The organism is Rheinheimera fenheensis, from assembly GCF_039871805.1.
Taxonomy (GTDB): domain Bacteria; phylum Pseudomonadota; class Gammaproteobacteria; order Enterobacterales; family Alteromonadaceae; genus Alishewanella; species Alishewanella fenheensis.
Genome location: NZ_JBDPJM010000005.1, coordinates 32,948 through 51,913, shown reverse-complemented (window position 1 = coordinate 51,913; position 18,966 = coordinate 32,948). Strand labels below are relative to the sequence as shown.

Annotated in this window: 13 protein-coding genes; 8 read left to right on the top strand and 5 right to left on the bottom strand. The window is 51.0% G+C overall.

What is annotated here, in order from left to right; translation table 11 throughout:
• Positions 1-27 precede the first annotated feature (27 nt).
• The 3 genes from ABGI61_RS09030 to ABGI61_RS09020 are packed head-to-tail and all read right to left on the bottom strand — an operon-like array spanning position 28 to position 4,280.
• Positions 28-1,047 carry a zinc-binding alcohol dehydrogenase family protein gene (locus tag ABGI61_RS09030; RefSeq protein ID WP_347600099.1) on the bottom strand — a complete coding sequence of 340 codons (1,020 nt, stop codon included), beginning with the start codon at positions 1,045-1,047 and terminating at the stop codon, positions 28-30.
• A 28-nt stretch (positions 1,048-1,075) separates the two neighbouring features.
• On the bottom strand, positions 1,076-2,437 hold the full coding sequence (locus ABGI61_RS09025) for a sigma-54-dependent transcriptional regulator (protein WP_347600096.1): 1,362 nt from the start codon (positions 2,435-2,437) through the stop codon (positions 1,076-1,078).
• On the bottom strand, positions 2,430-4,280 hold the full coding sequence (locus tag ABGI61_RS09020) for a sensor histidine kinase (RefSeq protein ID WP_347600093.1): 1,851 nt from the start codon (positions 4,278-4,280) through the stop codon (positions 2,430-2,432). Before ABGI61_RS09020 ends, ABGI61_RS09025 begins: the two co-directional genes overlap by 8 nt.
• 275 nt (positions 4,281-4,555) lie before the next feature.
• Here ABGI61_RS09020 and ABGI61_RS09015 point away from each other — a divergent pair, with 275 nt between their 5' ends.
• Both ABGI61_RS09015 and cydB read left to right on the top strand, forming a co-directional pair.
• Positions 4,556-5,962: a cytochrome ubiquinol oxidase subunit I gene (locus ABGI61_RS09015; protein ID WP_347600090.1), complete on the top strand. Its 1,407-nt coding sequence runs from the start codon at positions 4,556-4,558 to the stop codon at positions 5,960-5,962.
• Positions 5,962-7,005, top strand: a complete 1,044-nt coding sequence (gene cydB / locus ABGI61_RS09010; protein WP_347600087.1) for a cytochrome d ubiquinol oxidase subunit II — start codon at positions 5,962-5,964, stop codon at positions 7,003-7,005. Before ABGI61_RS09015 ends, cydB begins: the two co-directional genes overlap by 1 nt.
• A gap of 110 nt (positions 7,006-7,115) precedes the next feature.
• On the opposite strand, the gene ABGI61_RS09005 is transcribed toward cydB, so the two are convergent.
• Complete coding sequence (locus ABGI61_RS09005; protein WP_347600084.1) at positions 7,116-9,227, bottom strand: putative bifunctional diguanylate cyclase/phosphodiesterase; 2,112 nt, start codon at positions 9,225-9,227, stop codon at positions 7,116-7,118.
• A 158-nt stretch (positions 9,228-9,385) separates the two neighbouring features.
• Between ABGI61_RS09005 and ABGI61_RS09000 the strand changes: the two genes are divergently transcribed.
• The 6 genes from ABGI61_RS09000 (at position 9,386) to ABGI61_RS08975 (ending at position 18,001) form a co-directional block, all read left to right on the top strand.
• Positions 9,386-9,967, top strand: coding sequence for an Hpt domain-containing protein (locus tag ABGI61_RS09000; protein ID WP_347600081.1), 582 nt, complete (start codon positions 9,386-9,388; stop codon positions 9,965-9,967).
• Positions 9,968-13,771, top strand: coding sequence for a PAS domain-containing hybrid sensor histidine kinase/response regulator (locus tag ABGI61_RS08995; protein ID WP_347600078.1), 3,804 nt, complete (start codon positions 9,968-9,970; stop codon positions 13,769-13,771). It abuts the gene before it with no gap.
• Between the two features lie 4 nt (positions 13,772-13,775).
• Complete coding sequence (locus ABGI61_RS08990) at positions 13,776-14,738, top strand: diguanylate cyclase (protein ID WP_347600075.1); 963 nt, start codon at positions 13,776-13,778, stop codon at positions 14,736-14,738.
• Between the two features lie 170 nt (positions 14,739-14,908).
• Positions 14,909-15,151, top strand: coding sequence for a hypothetical protein (locus ABGI61_RS08985; protein ID WP_347600072.1), 243 nt, complete (start codon positions 14,909-14,911; stop codon positions 15,149-15,151).
• A gap of 88 nt (positions 15,152-15,239) precedes the next feature.
• The gene (locus tag ABGI61_RS08980) at positions 15,240-15,800 is read left to right on the top strand and encodes a CBS domain-containing protein (RefSeq protein WP_347600069.1); all 561 of its coding nucleotides are present in this window, start codon (positions 15,240-15,242) and stop codon (positions 15,798-15,800) included.
• Positions 15,801-15,922: 122 nt separating this feature from the next.
• Positions 15,923-18,001 (top strand): S9 family peptidase, encoded by a 2,079-nt coding sequence (locus ABGI61_RS08975; RefSeq protein ID WP_347600066.1) that lies wholly within the window; start codon positions 15,923-15,925, stop codon positions 17,999-18,001.
• Here ABGI61_RS08975 and ABGI61_RS08970 read toward each other — a convergent pair.
• Entirely contained in the window at positions 17,988-18,959 is a 972-nt protein-coding gene (locus ABGI61_RS08970) for a DUF4862 family protein (protein WP_347600064.1), read from the bottom strand. The genes ABGI61_RS08975 and ABGI61_RS08970 overlap by 14 nt on opposite strands.
• Positions 18,960-18,966: the final 7 nt, after the last annotated feature.

The window sequence follows — 18,966 nt, the reverse complement described above, 5'->3', positions numbered from 1 at the left end:
GCCCCGGCTTTTTGCTTAAATTACTGCTTACCAGCCTTCCAGTACCAGCTTGCCAATAGCCTTGCCGCTTTCCAGCAATTGATGCGCCTGGCGTAAATTCGCCGCGTTTATCTTACCCGGTGTTTGTTTTAGCGTGGTTTTCACCTGCCCTTGCTGAATTAACCGGCTTAAGTCGGTTAACAGCTGGTGCTGAGCTATCATATCCGGTGTGTTGAACATGGCGCGGGTAAACATAAACTCCCAGTGCAGCGAAATACTTTTTTGTTTCAGCGGCATAATGTCTATGCCACCGGCCGGATCATCAATCAGTGCCAGTTTGCCCTGTGGGGCCAGCAACTGCACCAACTCGGCATAATGCTGCTCGGTGTGGGTTAAGCTGGCAACATGGCTGACACAGCTGAGATCCAAGGCTTTTAACTGGGGTAACAACGGCTGACTGTGATCCAGCACATAGTGTGCGCCCAACTCAGTTACCCATTGCTTGGATTCTGGCCGTGATGCAGTGCCGATAATGGTTGCCGTCGTTAACTGCCGGGCCAACTGCACCAGTATTGAGCCTACCCCACCAGCGGCACCGGTAATCAACAGTACCGGGTGTGGATGCTTTAAGCTGGCTTGCTGTATTTCCAGCCGGTCGAACAGCAGCTCCCAGGCGGTAATCGCCGTTAATGGCAACGCCGCCGCCTGCGCAAAACTGAGGTTTGTCGGCATCAGTGCGGCCAGGCGCTCATCCACCAACTGATATTCGCTGTTACTGCCGGGGCGTGTTAATGAACCGGCGTAATACACCTTATCACCCGGTTTAAATAGGCTGACTTCATCACCCACCGCCACCACTTCGCCGGCGGCATCCCAGCCCAGCACCTTGTACTGGCCGGGCTCAGCACTCATACGCTTACGTATCTTTGTATCTACCGGGTTTACCGACACAGCGGCTACATTCACCAAAATATCGCGTCCCGTTGCCTGCGGCACCGGCAGTTCAATGTCTATTAAGGCGTTCGCATCGGTAGCGGGTAACGATTGCTGATAACCTACTGCTTTCATCTGTACTCTCCGTTTATTTGTCCCTACCTTAGACGCTTAGCCGGTAGCGGTCAATTTTCTTCAGCAAGCCTTGCCGCGACAGGCCTAGTAGCCGTGCTGCCTGGCTTTTATTGCCCTCAGTTTGTGCCAGCGCCTGTTTAATCAGGCGTATTTCCAGCCGCTGTACGGCTTCATCCAGTAGCAGGCTATCGCTGACTGACGTTGCGTCCAGCGGCTGTTCATCGGTGTGTGCATGCAACAGGCTGATATCTGCCATACTGATCACGCCATCCTGCGCCACGGCCGCCACGCTTTCCAGCGTATTTTTTAGCTCACGGATATTACCCGGCCAGTCTCGCTGTAAAAACCAGCTCAGTGCCGTGCTGTCCAGTTGCAGGCGCTGGCCCTGCTGTTTACTGTGTAATTCAAGAAAATGTTGCAGCAGCAACGGAATATCCTGGCGTCGCTCACTTAGTGCGACGGTCTCCAGCGTAATGCCTTTGATACGGTAGTATAAGTCTTCACGGAACTGACCTTGCTTTACCAATTGCGGCAAATTGGCATTGGTAGCCGAAATAAGCCGCACATCAATTTTTTGCTGCTCGCGCCCGCCAACGGCAAAGAAGGTGCCTTCCTGTAACACCCGCAGCAGCTTTACCTGCATCGGCAGCGGCATTTCGCCTATTTCATCCAGAAACAAGGTGCCACCATCAGCCAGTTTTAACAGCCCCGGCCGGTCTTTATCGGCACCGGTAAAGGCGCCTTTGACATAACCAAACAGCTCGCTCTCCAGCAAGTCGGCCGGTATGGCACCGCAATGTACCGAGATAAACGGCTTGTCTGCCCGGCGGCTAAGCTGATGCAGCGCTTTGGACACCACTTCTTTACCGGTACCGGACGGCCCGGTGACCAATACCCGTACATCAGTCGGCGCAATACGCTGAATTAGCGTTCGCATTGCTTCCATCGGCGCTGAAGCACCAATCAGTCGGGTTAAGCCATCACGGCTGGACGCTTTTAACTGCTTAAGCTCAGTGTCCAGTTGATGCTTATTTAACGCCCGTTTGATCACCACCGCCAGCAAATCCGGATCAACCGGCTTGGCAATAAAATCCCAAGCCCCCTGCGCAATGGCATCCAGCGCCAGTTGCCGCTCGGCATGGCCGGTTAAAATAATCACCGGCCGGCTGGTAAAGTCTGCCAGCGCAGCCAGCGTATGCTGGGGGTCAAATTGTGGTGGAAGCGATAAATCCAACAAAATTAAATCGGCATCAAAGCTGCTTAACTGCGTCAGGGCGGCCGTTAAATCGGCTGCGGTCTGCACCTGATAGCCACTGTTTTGTAACCAGCTTTGCGCTAACTGGCGAAAGGCGGGTTCATCATCGACCAACAAAATACGGCCATTAGTCATGTTTGGCTTCCTGTGGTGAGTTAAATTCCAATTCAAAGCTAACCGGCCAGCCCAGATCTGTGCGGTGCCTTACCTCACCGCCATGCGCCTGCATAATACGGCGCACTATGGCCAGTCCCAGGCCGCTGCCGCCGGCACGCTTACTGACAAAGGGCTGAAACAGGCTGGCTTGCTGCGCTTTGTCAATCGCCGGACCATTGTTGTGCACGCACAACCATACCTTGTTATGCTGGCGACGGCTTTGCAGGCAAATTTCAGCGCCCACCTGATTACGGCAAAATGCCAGGGCGTTATCCAGCAAATTAATCAGCACCTGCTGCAGACGATAACTGTCGGCATAAATGCTGAGATCATCAGGCAGCGCAACACGGCAGGCCACGCCATGCCAGTCTTGTTGGCTTATTACACTGTCAACCAGCGGCTTAACGGCCACAGCAGTGCAATGTAGCTGTAACTGCCCGGAGTAACTCAGTAGATCAGCAATCAACCGGTCGGCGCGCTTTAGCTGCTGCTGAATATAGCCGCGCACCTCAACTGAGGTTGAAGCTGCTGCCATAGCGATGATATTCAATGGGTTACGCAGTTCATGCGCCATAGCCGCCGATAACGCCCCCAGCTCAACCAGATGCTGCTGATCCAGCCGTTTACGCTCGGCGTCGGCCAGCTGCAAAGATTGCTCTAAGCTGTTACAGCTGGCCAGCACTAATTGCGCGAAGATTTCACCCTGCAGGCGGTAACCGGGCGTCACATCATCCCAGCCCTGCAGCTCGTAGTGCCAGCCGTTATTATCCCGCTGACAGCAGATATTTAGTGCAGTGCTGCTGCGCCCGGCATGTGGCAGCGTTACGGTTACCTGCTGCCTTAACTGCTCGGACAGCAGCTGACTGGCCAGGCGGCTAAGTTGCTGCCAGTCAGTACATTGTTGCAGGCGTGAGCGCCACTGCGCCAGTAAGCTTTCGTTCAGCGTAAGCCCCGGATAAATGAGCCGGCGTGCCAGGGCAGCCAACGGCCGGTAGCCGGCCGCTGACAACAGCAATACCAATGCTGAATACAGCCATAATTGACTGGCCGGCACTGCTGCCAAGGCCTGCATACCCAGTTGCCCCAGTAAGGCGCTGATCAATGCCATCAGCGCCAACACCAGTAGCAACATTGCCAACCACAGCAGCGCTTTGTTGGCAAAGGCGTTAATCTCTAACACCTGATAGCGCACCACGCCGTAGACCAGCAACAGTAAGTAACTGGGCAGCAGTAACATAGGATAGGGGTACCAGTTAAGGCCCAGAGATGGAAACACAAAGCTGGTCGCCAGTAACAAGCCCCAGCCACCGGCCAGAAACATCGCCACGATAGAGCGGCGCTTATTACCACTATGCTGTCGCCAGCCCTGCCACAGCACTGCGTGCGCGGCGATACCCAGCAGCACCGTGTACAGCAGGTTAAACCAGCCAACGCCGTTAAAAATAAAGAAGCCGTCAAAGCCAGCGGTTTGCTTAACCGCTCCGCCGGGGGCCAGCCAGCTGATCAATATCACCAGTAACGTCAGGCTGTATAACAGCGGCAACAGCCAGCGCGGTTGGCGCCGGGCAGTAAATTGCAGCGCAAAATGCAGAAAAAACATCGGCATTAACGGGTTGGCCAACACCAATGCTACACCCAGTTTTGGCAGCTGGTGCAAAATAGCAATATGGCCGCTACACCATAGCGCCATCATAGCCGCAAAGCTCGCCAGCGCTGGCATGGCCGCCTGACGCTGACCTTGCCAAAGCAACCAGCCGCCGAGCAATACGGCGCAGGCACTGGTCAGCCACATGCTGATTTCAAACGCTAAACTGAGCGACACTGTAAACCTCGTTTACAACACTAGTGGCCAAAGATCGTAAACCTGGTTTACATTTTAAGCAAGCCAAAATTAAAAAACCATATAAATCAAACACTAAAACAAAAATAAAAAGTGGTAAGCATTTTGCTGTGTTATGCCAGGCAAGCTGCCTGACAATCGGGGTGATCAGATGAATAGCAGTATTTTAATCAGCGATATCATAGGCTTAAGCTTAATGGTCGCAGTGGCACTAGCCCCTGCAGCCTGGCGTTATTTGCAGCAGCGCAGGGGGTAATATGGAACTGGATGCTGCGCTACTGTCACGGTTACAGTTTGCTTTTACGGTAAGCTTTCACATTATTTTTCCGTCAATCACCATAGGTCTGGCTACGCTGATTGCCATTTGGGAAGGGCTCTGGCTAAAAACCGCTAACCCAGTGTACCTGCAGCTGGCAAAATTCTGGATCAAACCCTTTGCTATTACCTTTGGTATGGGTGTGGTGTCGGGTATCGTATTGTCGTACGAATTCGGTACTAACTTTTCAGAGTTCTCCCGTATTACCGGCGCAGTGTTGGGGCCTCTGATGGCCTACGAAGTGCTGACAGCGTTTTTTCTTGAAGCCGGTTTTTTGGGCATTATGCTGTTTGGCTGGCAACGGGTTGGGCCCAAGCTGCATTTCTTTGCTACCCTGGTCGTCGCTATCGGCACCTGGATTTCCGCATTTTGGATTATCGCTGCTAACTCCTGGATGCATACGCCAGCCGGACATATTATTGTCGACGGCGTGTTTCAGGTAGACAGCTGGTGGCAGGTGATTTTTAACCCCTCTATGCCCTATCGTTTTAGCCATATGTTACTGGCTGCTTTTATTACCGCTACCTTTGTTGTAATGGCAACCAGCGCCTGGCAGCTTAAACACAGTGAACATAAAGCCATGGCCCGCAAAGGGCTATCCATGACCTTGTGGCTGGCGTTAATCCTCACCCCCTTACAGGCCTTTGTTGGCGATTTACACGGGCTGAATGTAAAAGAGCATCAGCCGGTGAAACTGGCTGCGATGGAAGGGATCTGGCCAGAGCGCGAGGCTGGTGCGCCGCTGCTGTTATTTGCTATTCCTGACCGAAAAGCAGAAAAAAATCACTTTGAAATTGGTATCCCTAAACTGGCCAGCCTGATCTTAACCCATGACCCCAATGGCGAGCTGATAGGCCTTAAAGCCGTGCCCGCCGAAGATCGCCCCAACGTGGCAGTGGTGTTCTACTCGTTTCGCATCATGGTGGGTATTGGCCTGATGATGATCCTGGTTGCTGTAGTAGGCACTTACTTGCGTTGGCGCGGCCGGCTGTACCAAAGCAACGGGTTCTTAACGGTCTGCAGTTATCTGGCACCCAGCGGCATTATTGCGGTATTGGCCGGTTGGTACGTGGTAGAAGTAGGCCGCCAGCCCTGGCTGGTGCAGGGCTTGGTACGCACTATGGATGTGGTCTCGCCACTGCCGGCCGAGCGGGTGCTGTTCTCGCTAACGCTGTTTGTGCTGACCTACAGCGTGCTATTTGGCGTTTACCTGTACTTTATGCGCAAGCTTATTCACAAAGGCCCGCCGTCTGTAGCACAACTACAGCAACAGTTAATTGGCGTTAAAGCGGCCGGTTATGCCGTGGCACTGGCTAAACAGCTTAAACCCACACAGGAGCAACACTGATGGAACTGCAATTAAGCTTACCGCTGTTTTACTTTCTTCTGCTGGGCTTTGCCATTTTAATGTATGTATTGCTCGATGGCTTTGATCTGGGCATTGGCATTTTATACCCCTGGTTTGACAGTGATGCCGAGCACGACCACTTAATGCGCTCTATCTCGCATGTATGGGATGGCAACGAAACCTGGCTGGTGTTCGGCGGCGTCATTTTGTTTGGCGCCTTTCCGCTGGCCTATGCCAGTTTGGCGTCACTGTTGTATCTGCCGATTATGCTGATGCTTATCGGGCTGATTTTTCGTGGTGTGGCCTTTGAGTACCGGTTTAAATCACAGCGCTCAAAGATCTGGTGGAACCGCGCGTTTGCCATCGGCTCCAGCGTTGCCGCCTTTTGCCAGGGCCTGATGTTGGGCGCCGTGGTGCAAGGCATAGAATATAGCAGCCAGAATCTGGCCGGCTTGCCCTGGCTTAGCCCCTTTAGTGTGTTTACTGGCCTGGCAGTGATGGCAGGGTACGCCCTGCTGGGCTGTACTTACCTGACGATGAAAAGCCGTGGCGATATTCAGCAGAAGGCGGCCCGTTTTGGCCAGCGCCTGCTGCTGTTTGTCATGCTGGCAATGCTGCTGGTGAGCCTGTGGACCTTATACAGCCAGCCGGCAGTACGCGACCGCTGGTTTGGTGGCGGGCCTAGCCTGCTGTTAATGTTACTACCTTTGGTCACTGTACTGGCTGCCCGACTGCAATTTCGAGACCTTGGCCGGGTACAGCGGCAGTTTGTAACCTCGACCGACATTAACCCTCGCCACGAAAGCCGGCCATTCTGGTTGGCCGCTGCGCTGTTTTTACTGGCTTTTGCCGGTTTGGTGGTAGGCTTATTTCCGTATTTACTGCCGCCCCACCTTAGTTTTAGCCAGGCAGCAGCACCGGACAGCAGCCTGCGGTTTATGTTGCCGGGGATTGTCATCTTTTTACCGCTGATCCTGGCCTATACGCTGTGGGGTTACCATATTTTTCGCGGTAAGGTAGAAGACTTTGAGGAGGGCTATTAATGAAACATATTACAGCCGAGCTACCACGAACTGTCTGGTTTGTATTATATTACCTGGTCGGTATTGCCGCTGTATCCTTCATTGCGTTGTTGCTGAAAAGTGGTATGGCATTACTTTAACGTGGCATGATGTTGGCGTACATACTCAATAAACGCGTCTTTGGGCAGCGGTTTGCTGTAATAGTATCCCTGCCCGAGCGGACAACCAAGCGCCAATAATTGCCTTACATGCTCTGCGGTTTCAACGCCTTCAGCAACAAGCTGATAGTTCATCGAACGTCCCAACGACACAATGGTTTTAACAATTTCATAATCGCTTTTATCCGTCAGCATTTCTTTGACAAACGACATATCGATTTTTAAGGTATCAACTTTAAAGCGTTTCAGATAAGCCAAGCTGGAATAGCCCGTGCCAAAATCATCGATGGCAACTGTTAAGCCTAGCTGGCGGCAACTGTCCAACACACTCGCTGTTCGCTGCGGGTCCTGTATCAATGCCGTTTCTGTAACCTCAAGCTCAAGCAAGTGTGGCGGAAGTTGGTGCTCTGCCACTAACTGCTCAATCAAACCGAGCAAACTGGCATCGGTAAATTGTGAAGCCGCAATATTAACGGAGACGGGTAAACAATACCCCGCATTTTGCAGCGTGCGAGCATGATGACAAGACTGTATCAGCACCTGCTTACCCAGGGGGATGACAAGGCCGGTTTCCTCTGCCAGGGTAATAAAGTCGCCTGGCATTAGCAGGCTGCCATCCTCCAGCCTAATCCGCACCAATGCTTCGGCACCGACGACAACACCATCGAGCAGTCTGACTTTTGGTTGATAATGCACCTCAACCCTATTCTCCGTTAGCGCAGCGCGCAGCTTTTGCTCGTACTGATGTCGCTGTACCATGCGCCGCCCTAGCTCATCAGAGAAAAAACAAAAGCCATTTCGGCCTTCCTGTTTAGCTTTAAACAGCGCAACATCAGCATGGCGCATCAACTCCTCTTCGTTTGCCGCATCTGTGGGGTATACACTGATGCCCATACTGACCGTCAGCGTGTATTTATCATCATCAATCCGAAACGGCTTGCGAGCGAGTCGCAAAATGCTCTGGGTCAGATTGCTAATTTGCTCAACATGACTAACATCCGGCAGTACCAGCACAAATTCATCACCACCTATACGTGCCAACGTATCCTCAGGCTGCAATACATCTTGCAAACGTTTAGACAACTGCAACAACAATTGATCACCAATCTGATGGCCAAGCGAGTCATTCAAGTATTTAAACTGGTCGATATCGATTAAAACAATACCCACTTGTCGACCTACAACCGTAGCCAACCGGCAGGCCTGATGAATACGGTCATACAATAATATCCGGTTTGGCAAACCGGTAAGCTGATCATGGTTTGCCAGAAAGCTCATCTTTAATGCCAATGCTCTGGCCTGGCTAACATCATGAAATACGATAATGGCACCTAAGAGATTGCCAGTGTGATCGAAGATGGGGGCGGCAGAGTCTTCCACTGCCATGCCCTCTGGGCTTCCCGCAGGAATAAGTTGGCAGTTTAACGCCATCGCGACGATGCGCTTTTCTGTCAACGCTATAAATATCGGGTTTGTTACCGATTGCTGTGAGTCGGCATCAACCAAATTCATCACGTCAGTAATCGGTTTGCCAAGCGCCTCTTTTTCACGCCAGCCCGTCATTCTCTCGGCAATCGGATTCATTAGGGTAATAAGCCCTGCTGTATCTGTGGCAATAACAGCATCACCAATGGCGTTTAGTGTGATTTGTAAGCGCTGCTTTTCATCGTGTAACTGGTACGACTTGCGTTGCAGCGCTTTTGCTTGTTGCTGCAACGTTAAATGGTTTTGTACCCGCAAACGGCAAATTGCCCGGTTAAATGGTCGACCAATAAAATCAATTGCCCCCTGCGCCAGCGAATTAAACTCAAACTCGGCTTCAGTGTGGGCTGAGATAAAAATGACGGACATTTCGCTTGTCAGGGGGTGATTTTTCAGCTGTTGGCAAACGGCAAAGCCCGTAATATCAGGCATTTCAATATCAAGCAAGACTAAATCAGGCTGTAACTCCAGCGCGCGTTCAAAAGCTTCTTTTGCGACAGTCACAAAAAAGATTTCGGCTAAATCCTCTAGTATTTCTGTGAGCAATCTAATGTTACTTATCTGGTCATCGACAATCAGGATCCTTGGCGTAGTGAGTGACATAATGCTCCCTTGCGTTGTATCCAAAAAAAGTACCGAGATTGGTTATAGCGCAAAAATTATTAAAAATCCGCACAAAAAATAATATTTGTCTGTTTGAATTATGATAAAAACGTAAAACGCACCTTCACTCTCAGACCAACACAACGGTGACACTCACCATGCAAGTGCTGAACAAAAATACCTTTAACACCGTGCTCAATTTATCCGTCAAGCATCAGCCGGCAATGTTAAAGATGCTTCGTAATTTACTAAGTGCTGCACAAACAACGAGCGAGCAACTGCGCTTTTGTGCCCGGCAACACCAACAAGAACTGCTGGTACAAGCTCTGCATAAACTGCGCGGCGCTTATGCCACTATAGGGGCGGAACAGCTTGCCCACCAGTGTCGACAGCTGGAGCAGGCGCTGGAAAATGGTGCAGGAATCGATATCACAGGTGTTGATGCCATTATTGTGTTACTTCACCAGACCTGCGACGAGATCCAGGCGGCACTACCGCAAGTTGAAAACACGCTGTCTGGTCCGGGTGAAGATATTGATCTTAAACAACTTTACACTATGCTAAAACAGCACAATATGCGGGCCTGTACTGTGATAACCGAAGCGCAGCATACCTTGCAACATCAATTGCCAGCTCAGGTCGCTCAAGCACTGACCCAGCATATTGCCGACCTAAATTTTGATGTGGCCGCAACTCTGCTAGAGCCCTATCTTCTGACCACTGACAAATCGGATTGCTAGATGACTATACGACTCACCGCCCCCGAATTAACGCTACGTCGCTGGTTGATGTCGTTGTGGTTGCCACTGATGTTGCTGCTGCTTGGCTATGGCATCGCCACTGTTTATGTCTCATCACAAGAACAAGCACACCAGCAACGCATTCAGCAAGCGTTGGCAGATCGATTGAATCAGATAGCCGAAGGGGTGCGGGAAAAAGTCACGCTATACCAATATGGCTTGCGCGGTACGCGGGGCGCGGTGATGTCGCTGTCGCCACAGCAGTTTGACTACGATGACATGCAAACGTATACCAGCGTGCGCGACTACAAACTCGAATTTCCCGGCGCACGTGGTTTTGGTCTAATTATCCGAGTTGAGCCTGACCAAAAGGCAGACTTTTTAAACCGTATGGCGCGAGAGCGGCCTGATTATGCGTTTCAGATAAAGCAGCTTTCCCCCCACGAAGACACCCTGTTTGTGATTACGTATATTGAGCCAGAGCAGGATAACCGCCAGGCGGTCGGATTAGACATAGGCTCAGAGCAGATGAGACGAAAAGCCGCACTAGATGCCGCCCTTAATAACGATGTCAGACTCACTGCCCCGATTACCCTGGTTCAGGCCGATAAACAAACCCAACAAGGTTTTCTCATCCTGATGCCGGTGTACAGCACGCCAGGCGTGCCGAAAACCGCAGAACAGCGACTGCAGGCACTGTATGGCTGGAGCTATGCACCTTTGTTAATAAATGAGGTATTAAGCACAGTCTCAGGATTGCAAAACGATGTGTTATTGAGTATTGCCGATGTAACCGACGAGTCAACGCTTGAGTTTTTCCGCCGTGGTGAGACCGAACGTTTCGAAGCGGAGCAGCAACAGCAGCAGAATCTCAGCCTGTTTGGACGTAACTGGCAGCTTACCCTGGTGCCCACGCCGCAATTTATTGCAGCGCTGAATTTATCCAGCACCAGAACGTCGTTTTTACAGGTGATGGGCTTAACGGCATTACTGGCGTTAGCGGTTTATCTGCTGCAAGTGCTTATCATGCGTCGCACTCTGCTCGCGCAGCACAAACAAGAGTTGGCTCATATTGCCGAGCAAACCCTACTAAAAGCGAATGCCGATCTGGAGCAACAAATCGCCGAGCGCACTGCGGAAATCTCACAAGTGAGTGCGTTGCAACGTAGTATTCTCAGTAGCGCAGGTTATGCAATTATTGCGACTGACGAAAACGGCATTATTACGGCGTTTAACCCCGCCGCAGAGCAGTTGTTGGGATACCGCGCCAAAGACGTACTGTTTAGCAAAACCCCCGAAGCCTTTCATCTAAAGGAAGAAGTAGAGCGCTACGCCAGAAAACTTAGCTCTGACCTTGGCTACCCGGTTAAGGTCGGCTTTGATGCCTTTGTTGCTAAAGCAAAGCTTGGCGTACAAGATAATAACCGCTGGACCTATGTAACAAAAACAGGAAAGCATGTTCAGGTGAAGCTGAATGTCAGCGCGCTGACCAATGAGCAAGGCGTATTGGTGGGCTTCCTTGGTATTGCCTTTGATTTAACCGAACAACTCAAATACGAAGCGGAATTGGCACAAGCTAGGGAGCAGGCAGAATCTGCCAACAAAGCAAAATCGAATTTCCTGGCGAACATGAGCCACGAAATACGCACACCAATGAACGGCATACTGGGCTTATTGCAATTAGTCGCTAACACGCCACTGGATAAACGTCAGGCTGATTACATCGACAAAACGCGCCGAGCCGCCAGCTCGCTGTTAACCTTGCTTAATGACATTCTGGATTTTTCCAAAGTCGAGGCAGGTAAACTTGAACTTGACCCTCACCCCTTTAACCTGCCGTTGTTGTTACAGGATATTAGCCTTATTTTGTCGACAGGGTCAGAGCACAAAGAACTTGAAGTGTTATACGACGTGGCGGCAGATGTGCCAGTTAACCTGATTGGCGATGGCTTTCGGATAAAGCAAGTGTTACTTAACCTGGCCGGCAACGCCATTAAGTTTACTGAGAAAGGTGAAGTGGTTATTAGTATTCGGGTAACGCAACTGTCTGAGGAACAGGTACGCTTGCATTGCAGTATTAAGGACACGGGCATTGGCATGACAACAGAGCAGCAAAAAGCAATTTTTGCCGGTTTTCATCAGGCTGAGTCTTCAATAAGCCGCCGATTTGGCGGGACAGGTCTGGGGCTGGCCATCAGCAAGCGCTTGGTCAATCTGATGGGCGGGGACATTAGTGTGCAAAGCGAACTCGGCCGAGGCAGCACATTTAGTTTTGAGCTGTTACTTCAGCTGCCTGACGCTGACAACAGTAATGCTGCCGAGAATCATGCTGTTGATATCACGGCACTGAAAGTATTAATTGTGGATGATAATGACAGTGCACGCATCATCTTGCGCGATATCGCTGACAGCCTGGGATGGCAAGCGCAGACAGCCGCCAATGCCGAGCAGGCGTCATTGTTGCTGCAGCAAGTTGAGCATAGTGACAGGGGCTATGATGTGGTATTTGTCGACTGGCGGATGCCTGGTATGGATGGTTTGGAACTGGCCCGCCATATCAGAGAGACTAAACTCAGCAAGGCCCCTATGATTGTGATGATTAGCGCTTTTGGCAAAGAAGTGCTCAGTAAGCATGTGGAAGACTACGAGCATTATCTGGACGGCTTTTTAGCCAAACCAGTCACCCAGAACATGATGCTAAACGCCGTCAAGGCGATTCTTATCAGCGAAAACGCATCTCAACCTCAGCATACACACTGTACCAATGATAAGCCGCTGGCAGGTTTGTCCTTGTTACTGGTTGAAGACAACCTGACAAATCAGCTGGTTGCCAGCGAGTTGCTGCAACAGCAGGGGGCTAAGGTGTACATTGCTGGAAGTGGTAACGAAGCATTGGCAAGCCTTGAACACCAGACCGCCGAGTTTGATCTGGTTTTAATGGATTTACAGATGCCGGACATGGATGGTTTTGAGACCACGCGACTTATCAGGCAACAGCCACAATTTCAGCACCTGCCTATCGTAGCGATGACGGCCAACGCGCTGCCCTCCGATAAGGCTGCCTGCTTGGATGTAGGTATGCAAGACCATATTGCTAAACCCTTTTCGTTAAACGAGGTGGTGGAAAAAATACGGCGCTATTGTCATGTCAGCCGAACAGCCAGCGAAATACCGCAAGTTGATGCGTCTAACGGGTTTGATATTACCGTACTGAATTATTGCCGGCAGCACCAAATAGCATTGCAAGACGCATGCAATCGGCTTGGAGGCTCTAACGCGCTGTATTTTAGAGTGTTAAGCCAGTTCAGCAAAGACCTGGCACACAGTCAGCAACAATTAGCCGGCCAAAGATTAAGTTGTTATGACGCCAGATTGATATTTCACAGTCTCAAGAGCGCGGCAGGTACAGTTGGCTTTAACCGTTTAGCCGGCTTGGCCGCACAGATGGAAAGCCAGCTGAGCTTGCAAAATAGCGATAATTACGAAGTTGATGCGAATATCCTCCAGGCGATGCAACGTGCCGAGGACGAAGCCCGCAGTTTGATTACGCTGTTACAGCCTGAGCTCACATCGTCTGAGCAGACAACCCGTATCGCCAGCGCCAACAATGCCGCACAAATAACAACGCTTAGACAGTATTTAAGTAACGGCAACATGGCGGCGCTGGCTTGTTACCAACAGCTTGCCGGTGCCTTAAAAGCGAAGTCGCCAGAACTAAATGCTAAATTAGACATTGCAATTAAAATGTTGGCATTTGATGAAGCTACGGCAATACTAGATGAGTTATTAGTTAAGAATGAGTAGTGTAATGTCAGATAGTGCTGTAACCGATATAGGTCAATTTCCCAAACAAGCGACTATCCTGGTCGTAGATGATCAACCGATTAATATCCAGGTGGCTTATCAAGTGCTGGGAGATGATTATCAGGTGTTAATGGCAACATCAGGCCAGCAGGCAATAAAAATATGCCAGAATAATAAGCCAGATCTGATCCTGATGGATGTGGTGATGCCAGAACAAGATGGCTTAAACACCTGCCGTCAGCTGAAAGCAGACCGCACATTGGCTGACATTCCGGTTCTTTTTGTGACCGGACTGCAACATCAAACTGATGAAGATGCGTGCTGGAATGCCGGAGCAGTAGACTTTATTCAAAAACCGTTTAATGCCAACACCTTGCGAAACCGGGTAAAAGTGCATTTGACGCTTAAGCACCAAGCCGACTTACTGCGTAACATGGCTTATGTTGATGGCCTAACCGGCATTTACAATCGACGCTACTTTGATAACCTGCTACAAAACCAACTGGCACAACATAAACGTAAGCAAAGCCCGTTAGCAGTACTTTTAATCGATATTGATCATTTCAAACAATTTAACGACACCTTCGGCCACTTAGCCGGCGATGATACGTTACGCAAAGTTGCATTGGCCATACAGGAAAGCTGTGTCCGCCCTGGTGATTCAGTTGCACGCTATGGTGGCGAAGAATTTGTTGTACTGTTATCAGATACCGATAGCCAAGGTGCCATAGTCGTTGCAGAAAAACTGTTGAAAAACATCGCTAAACTGGCAATAACACACCCGGCAAGCTTAACAGGCTTCGTCAGTGTAAGTGTTGGTATCGCGGTTGCTGAGCCTAACGATGCTTACTCTGGTAATCTGCTCGATTTGGCTGATCAGCAACTTTATGCCGCTAAACAGTATGGGCGCAACCAATATCGCATTGCGCCGTTAAACAGTAACTCTGCCATCGACAGTGCAACATAAACAAACCGGCATTCGTCGCATTTAAGACAACATACCGCTTGCACAATTGCTCAGAGAGCACCATAGTATTGTCATGAATCGTTAGCATCGTGTCTGTTGTCATGCGTTGGCTAAGTAGTTTCGCCCTACTACTGTTTTTAAACCTGTGGTGCACGCCACAGGCTTTTGCTGTGCACGACAGTCGCCTATCGCCATTAGCCGACACGCAGTTTTATGCTGTTACCTCAGTTGCCTCCTGCCATCAGTTTAATATTGAAACCGAAAGTAACGACGAGCCACAGGATAGCCTAAAACCCGGCGCCACCCACGTTACGCCTTCGTTAGCCGGCCACATTCTGGCTACGACCCATTGCAGCCTGGCTGCAACACCCTACCGTTATAGCCAGCCACGCGCGCCCCCTGCTACTGCTTAACCCTTTTTATCGATTTAAAGCGACTTTGTTTCTTTTATTGACATTAAACCGGTAAGGCCTCTGCATACCGGTGGTTAAGGATTAGCATATGAAAACGTTAGCATTATATTCTGTAGAAAATATTGACCATTTAGTTCAGCCGGCCGATTTTACCGGCACAACCTTACAGTCTCCGGCGCTTAGCGTAGTAACCGACTTTAAGCACAGCGAACCGAACATGATAGACGCCACTACCAGTGCAAAGGTGGCATTACAAATGATGCAGCAGGAGCACAGCAAACTAAAACTGGTGATAGACCGCGCAGGCGAGCTGGTTGGGTTATTACCCATTGAGCAACTGTCAGAGCAGGCCATGATGCGCCATATCGCCTTTGGCGCCAGCCGTGATGATATCCGCGTTGCCGATTTGATGCGTCCGCGCGAGCGTGTTAAAGCGCTGGCTTATCAGCAATTACAGCACTGCAGTATTTCAGATGTGGTGAACACCCTACAATCGAGTGGGGAGCAGCACTGTGTGGTAATTGACCGGGAAAACCATCAAATCCGCGGCGTGATCAGTGCACAGGATATTGCCCGCCGCTTAAAAATGTCGTTACCCATCCCGCAAGCGCCGACCTTTTTACATATTTTCGACAGTTTAGCCGGCTGATAGCTGCTACTGTTGGGTGTCATAACGCTCAAAACCGTCAGTTTGCCGCTGATAGCTTTGAGCCCGCCGCAGCTTCGGGGTAGTTTAGCCTTATTACAACGCAAAACTACCCTGAGGCGACTATGTTGAAGTTATCCCATGTTTCACTGGCTACTGCCTTGCTGCTAGGTTTTAGCAGCAATGTGCTTGCCAGCACTGAGCCGGCAAATTTTGCCAGCAGCCGTTATTTTGAGGCAGAAGATATTTTTGCACTGGAATACGCCAGTGACGTGCAAATATCGCCTGATGGCAGCAAAATCGTCTATGTGCGTGCCAGCAACGATATTATGACCGACAGTACCCGCCAGACCTTATGGCTGTTGGATGTTAAAACAGGCAGTCAGACGCCACTCTTTGCCGACCAGTTTAACTACAGCTCGCCGCGCTGGTCGCCCGATGGTACACAGCTGGCGTTTATCTCTGATAGCTCAGGATCGCGTCAAATTCACCTACACTGGCTAGCCGAGAACCGCACCGCCAAATTGTCCGATTTACGCCACAGCCCGGCAAACCTGACCTGGTCACCCGATGCGACGCAACTGGCCTTTACCATGAATATGCCAGCCGAACCGGCCGAGGTACAGCAAAAGGTAAAACGGGTGACAAAACCCGCCGGCGCTAAATGGTCTGAAAGTGCTACTGTGTATGACAGAGTGCGTTATCAGGCTGATGGCCAGGGCTTTTTAAAACCGCAATTCCGGCAAATTTTTATTCTGCCCACCGCCGGCGGCACTGCCCGTCAACTGACACAAGGCGACTTTAACTATGGCAACGACCTCACCTTTACGCCGGATAGCAAAGCGCTGATTTTTGCTGCCAACCTGGATGCTGAGTGGGAGTATCAGCCCCGCGATGCCAACCTGTACCAACTGGATTTACGTACTGAACAACTGACTGCGTTAACCACTATGGCTGGCGAAGAGAGCGAACCGGTATTTTCACCCGATGGCAAAAAGCTGGCTTTTCTGTGGCAAACCAACGCCCTGGTGCCCTACAGCAACAGCAAGCTGAAGGTGCTGAATCTGGCCAGCAATAGCATCAGTGATATCGCCGCTGACTTTGACCGCAGCATAGCCGCGCCCAACTGGCTAACCAACAGCAGCTTTGTCGTGCAGTTTGATGACAGAGGTCAGCGTAAACTGGCCAGCTTAACCGACAAAGGCAAGCTGACAGAGCTGACGGCCAGCCTGGGTGGCGTGAGCCAACCACAACCTTATTTAAGCGGTAGCTATTCGGTATCTGACAATGGCGTGATTGCCTATACCCATGGCACCAGCAACCGCCCAAGCGACGTTGCTGTGCTGCACAAAGGTAAAAGCCGGGTACTAACTGCGCTAAATGAGGATTTGCTTGGCCACAAAGCACTGGCCAAGGTGCATGACATTACCTACAAGTCGTCTTTTGATGGTGAAGAAATTCAGGGTTGGTATATGACACCACCGGATTTCGACCCGACGAAAAAATACCCCTTGCTGCTGGAAATTCATGGCGGCCCGCATTTAGCTTATGGCCCGCAGTGGAGCGCCGAGATGCAGCGCTATGCCAAAGAAGGTTATGTAGTGTTTTACAATAACCACCGGGGCAGCTCCTCTTACGGCGAGCGTTTTGCCATGCTGCTGCACAATAAATACAGCTCACCGGAAGATTTTGCCGACCATAACAGCGGCGTCGATGCCATGTTAAAGCTGGGCTTTATTGATGAAAACAACCTGTTTATTGGCGGCGGCTCGGCCGGCGGTATCGCCAGCGCTTATGCCATTGGCTTAACCGACCGCTTTAAAGCTGCTGCTGTGGTAAAGCCGATTATTAACTGGCTCAGTAAGGTGATGACCGGCGATAGCTACACCTACCAGACTTTCCATCAGTTTCCCGGTGTGCCGTGGGAGCATGTTGAACATTACTGGCAGCGCTCGCCACTGAGCTTGGTGGGTAATGTCACCACCCCAACCATTTTAATTACCGGTGAGGATGACAGACGTACGCCTATTTCAGAGTCAGAGCAGTTTTATCAGGCACTGAAACTGCGCCGTATCGACACGGCGCTGGTAAGGATCCCGAATACGCCGCACGGTATCTCAAACAAACCCAGCCGCATGATTGAAAAGGTCGAATACATGCTGGCCTGGTTTGAGAAATACCGCACGCCGTCTAACCAGGAGTAAAAAATCTATCCAGCATCGCCAGCGTCTGGCTAATCGTTGCCAGGCGCTGGTCAATACCGGCGCTGTGCGGCCGGATACCAATTTTTGCCCCCAACACGGCTAAGCTTGCTGCATCAGCGGCAGCCAGGCACGCATGCATCGCCTGCTCACTCAGCCAGCTGCCCGGCTCGCCCAGCGGCATTAAGGCACTTTGCTGCGGCGGCTGATGGCTGTCGCGCCAGGCGCCAAATTCAGAGTCCCTATCTGACACGCCAGAGAACATCAGGCCAGCTAGCAAGCCTGCGGCTTTTGCCTGCTGTGTATGCTCAAGCGCACCATCAACATGGCGGGTTTCAAACACCGAGCGACCCCAGTTAATTACCACTCCAAGCTGCTGTGCCGTCAACTGACCATTTAAGTCTGTTAACACTTCAAGCTCATCACTCAGCGCTAAAAAGCCTTTTGATGGCATATGGCCGGGCACATAGGCATCGCAATGTTCAATCACGATCCGGGCACCCTGCCAGTCCCACTGCAGCATGGTGTGCAATGACTTTTTGAACGCTGCAGCTGATGAAGCGGCATTATGCCGTGCCGGGGCGGTTTGAATGTGAATGGCGCTTACCGCCTGACGACCTACATGCGCGTTAAGTTTGCCAATAGCGGCACAGGCTTGCTGCATAAACGCCAGCGCTGCCTGACGGCCGCTCTCATCTTCTGAGGCCAAGCCAAACTGCGGGTTGTGCGACAGCGCAGTCATAATGCCGGGAATACAGGTAAACACATAATCCCACTGCTGGTCGATATTGGCCAAAAACCAGTTATCGTCGTGCGGATGTAAGCGGCCTAAAAACGGGTGTTCCAGCCCTTTCAGATTGGGTAGCGTTTTCAGCGCGGCATAAAAGGCGGTTTCAAGCGCCGCATCCCAGTGGCTTTGGTTTGGTGAGGCAGCATAAGCGCCAACAGTGTATTTCATCATGGTTTAA

What these genes read in the sequence shown, in the direction of transcription:
- ABGI61_RS09005 (WP_347600084.1), bottom strand. Translation starts at nt 9,227, where the DNA reads ATGTCACTCACTACGCCAAGGATCCTGATTGTCGATGACCAGATAAGT.
- ABGI61_RS08980 (WP_347600069.1), top strand. Translation starts at nt 15,240, where the DNA reads ATGAAAACGTTAGCATTATATTCTGTAGAAAATATTGACCATTTAGTT.
- ABGI61_RS09030 (WP_347600099.1), bottom strand. Translation starts at nt 1,047, where the DNA reads ATGAAAGCAGTAGGTTATCAGCAATCGTTACCCGCTACCGATGCGAAC.
- ABGI61_RS08995 (WP_347600078.1), top strand. Translation starts at nt 9,968, where the DNA reads ATGACTATACGACTCACCGCCCCCGAATTAACGCTACGTCGCTGGTTG.
- ABGI61_RS09000 (WP_347600081.1), top strand. Translation starts at nt 9,386, where the DNA reads ATGCAAGTGCTGAACAAAAATACCTTTAACACCGTGCTCAATTTATCC.
- ABGI61_RS08970 (WP_347600064.1), bottom strand. Translation starts at nt 18,959, where the DNA reads ATGATGAAATACACTGTTGGCGCTTATGCTGCCTCACCAAACCAAAGC.
- ABGI61_RS08990 (WP_347600075.1), top strand. Translation starts at nt 13,776, where the DNA reads ATGTCAGATAGTGCTGTAACCGATATAGGTCAATTTCCCAAACAAGCG.
- ABGI61_RS09015 (WP_347600090.1), top strand. Translation starts at nt 4,556, where the DNA reads ATGGAACTGGATGCTGCGCTACTGTCACGGTTACAGTTTGCTTTTACG.
- ABGI61_RS08975 (WP_347600066.1), top strand. Translation starts at nt 15,923, where the DNA reads ATGTTGAAGTTATCCCATGTTTCACTGGCTACTGCCTTGCTGCTAGGT.
- ABGI61_RS09025 (WP_347600096.1), bottom strand. Translation starts at nt 2,437, where the DNA reads ATGACTAATGGCCGTATTTTGTTGGTCGATGATGAACCCGCCTTTCGC.
- cydB (WP_347600087.1), top strand. Translation starts at nt 5,962, where the DNA reads ATGGAACTGCAATTAAGCTTACCGCTGTTTTACTTTCTTCTGCTGGGC.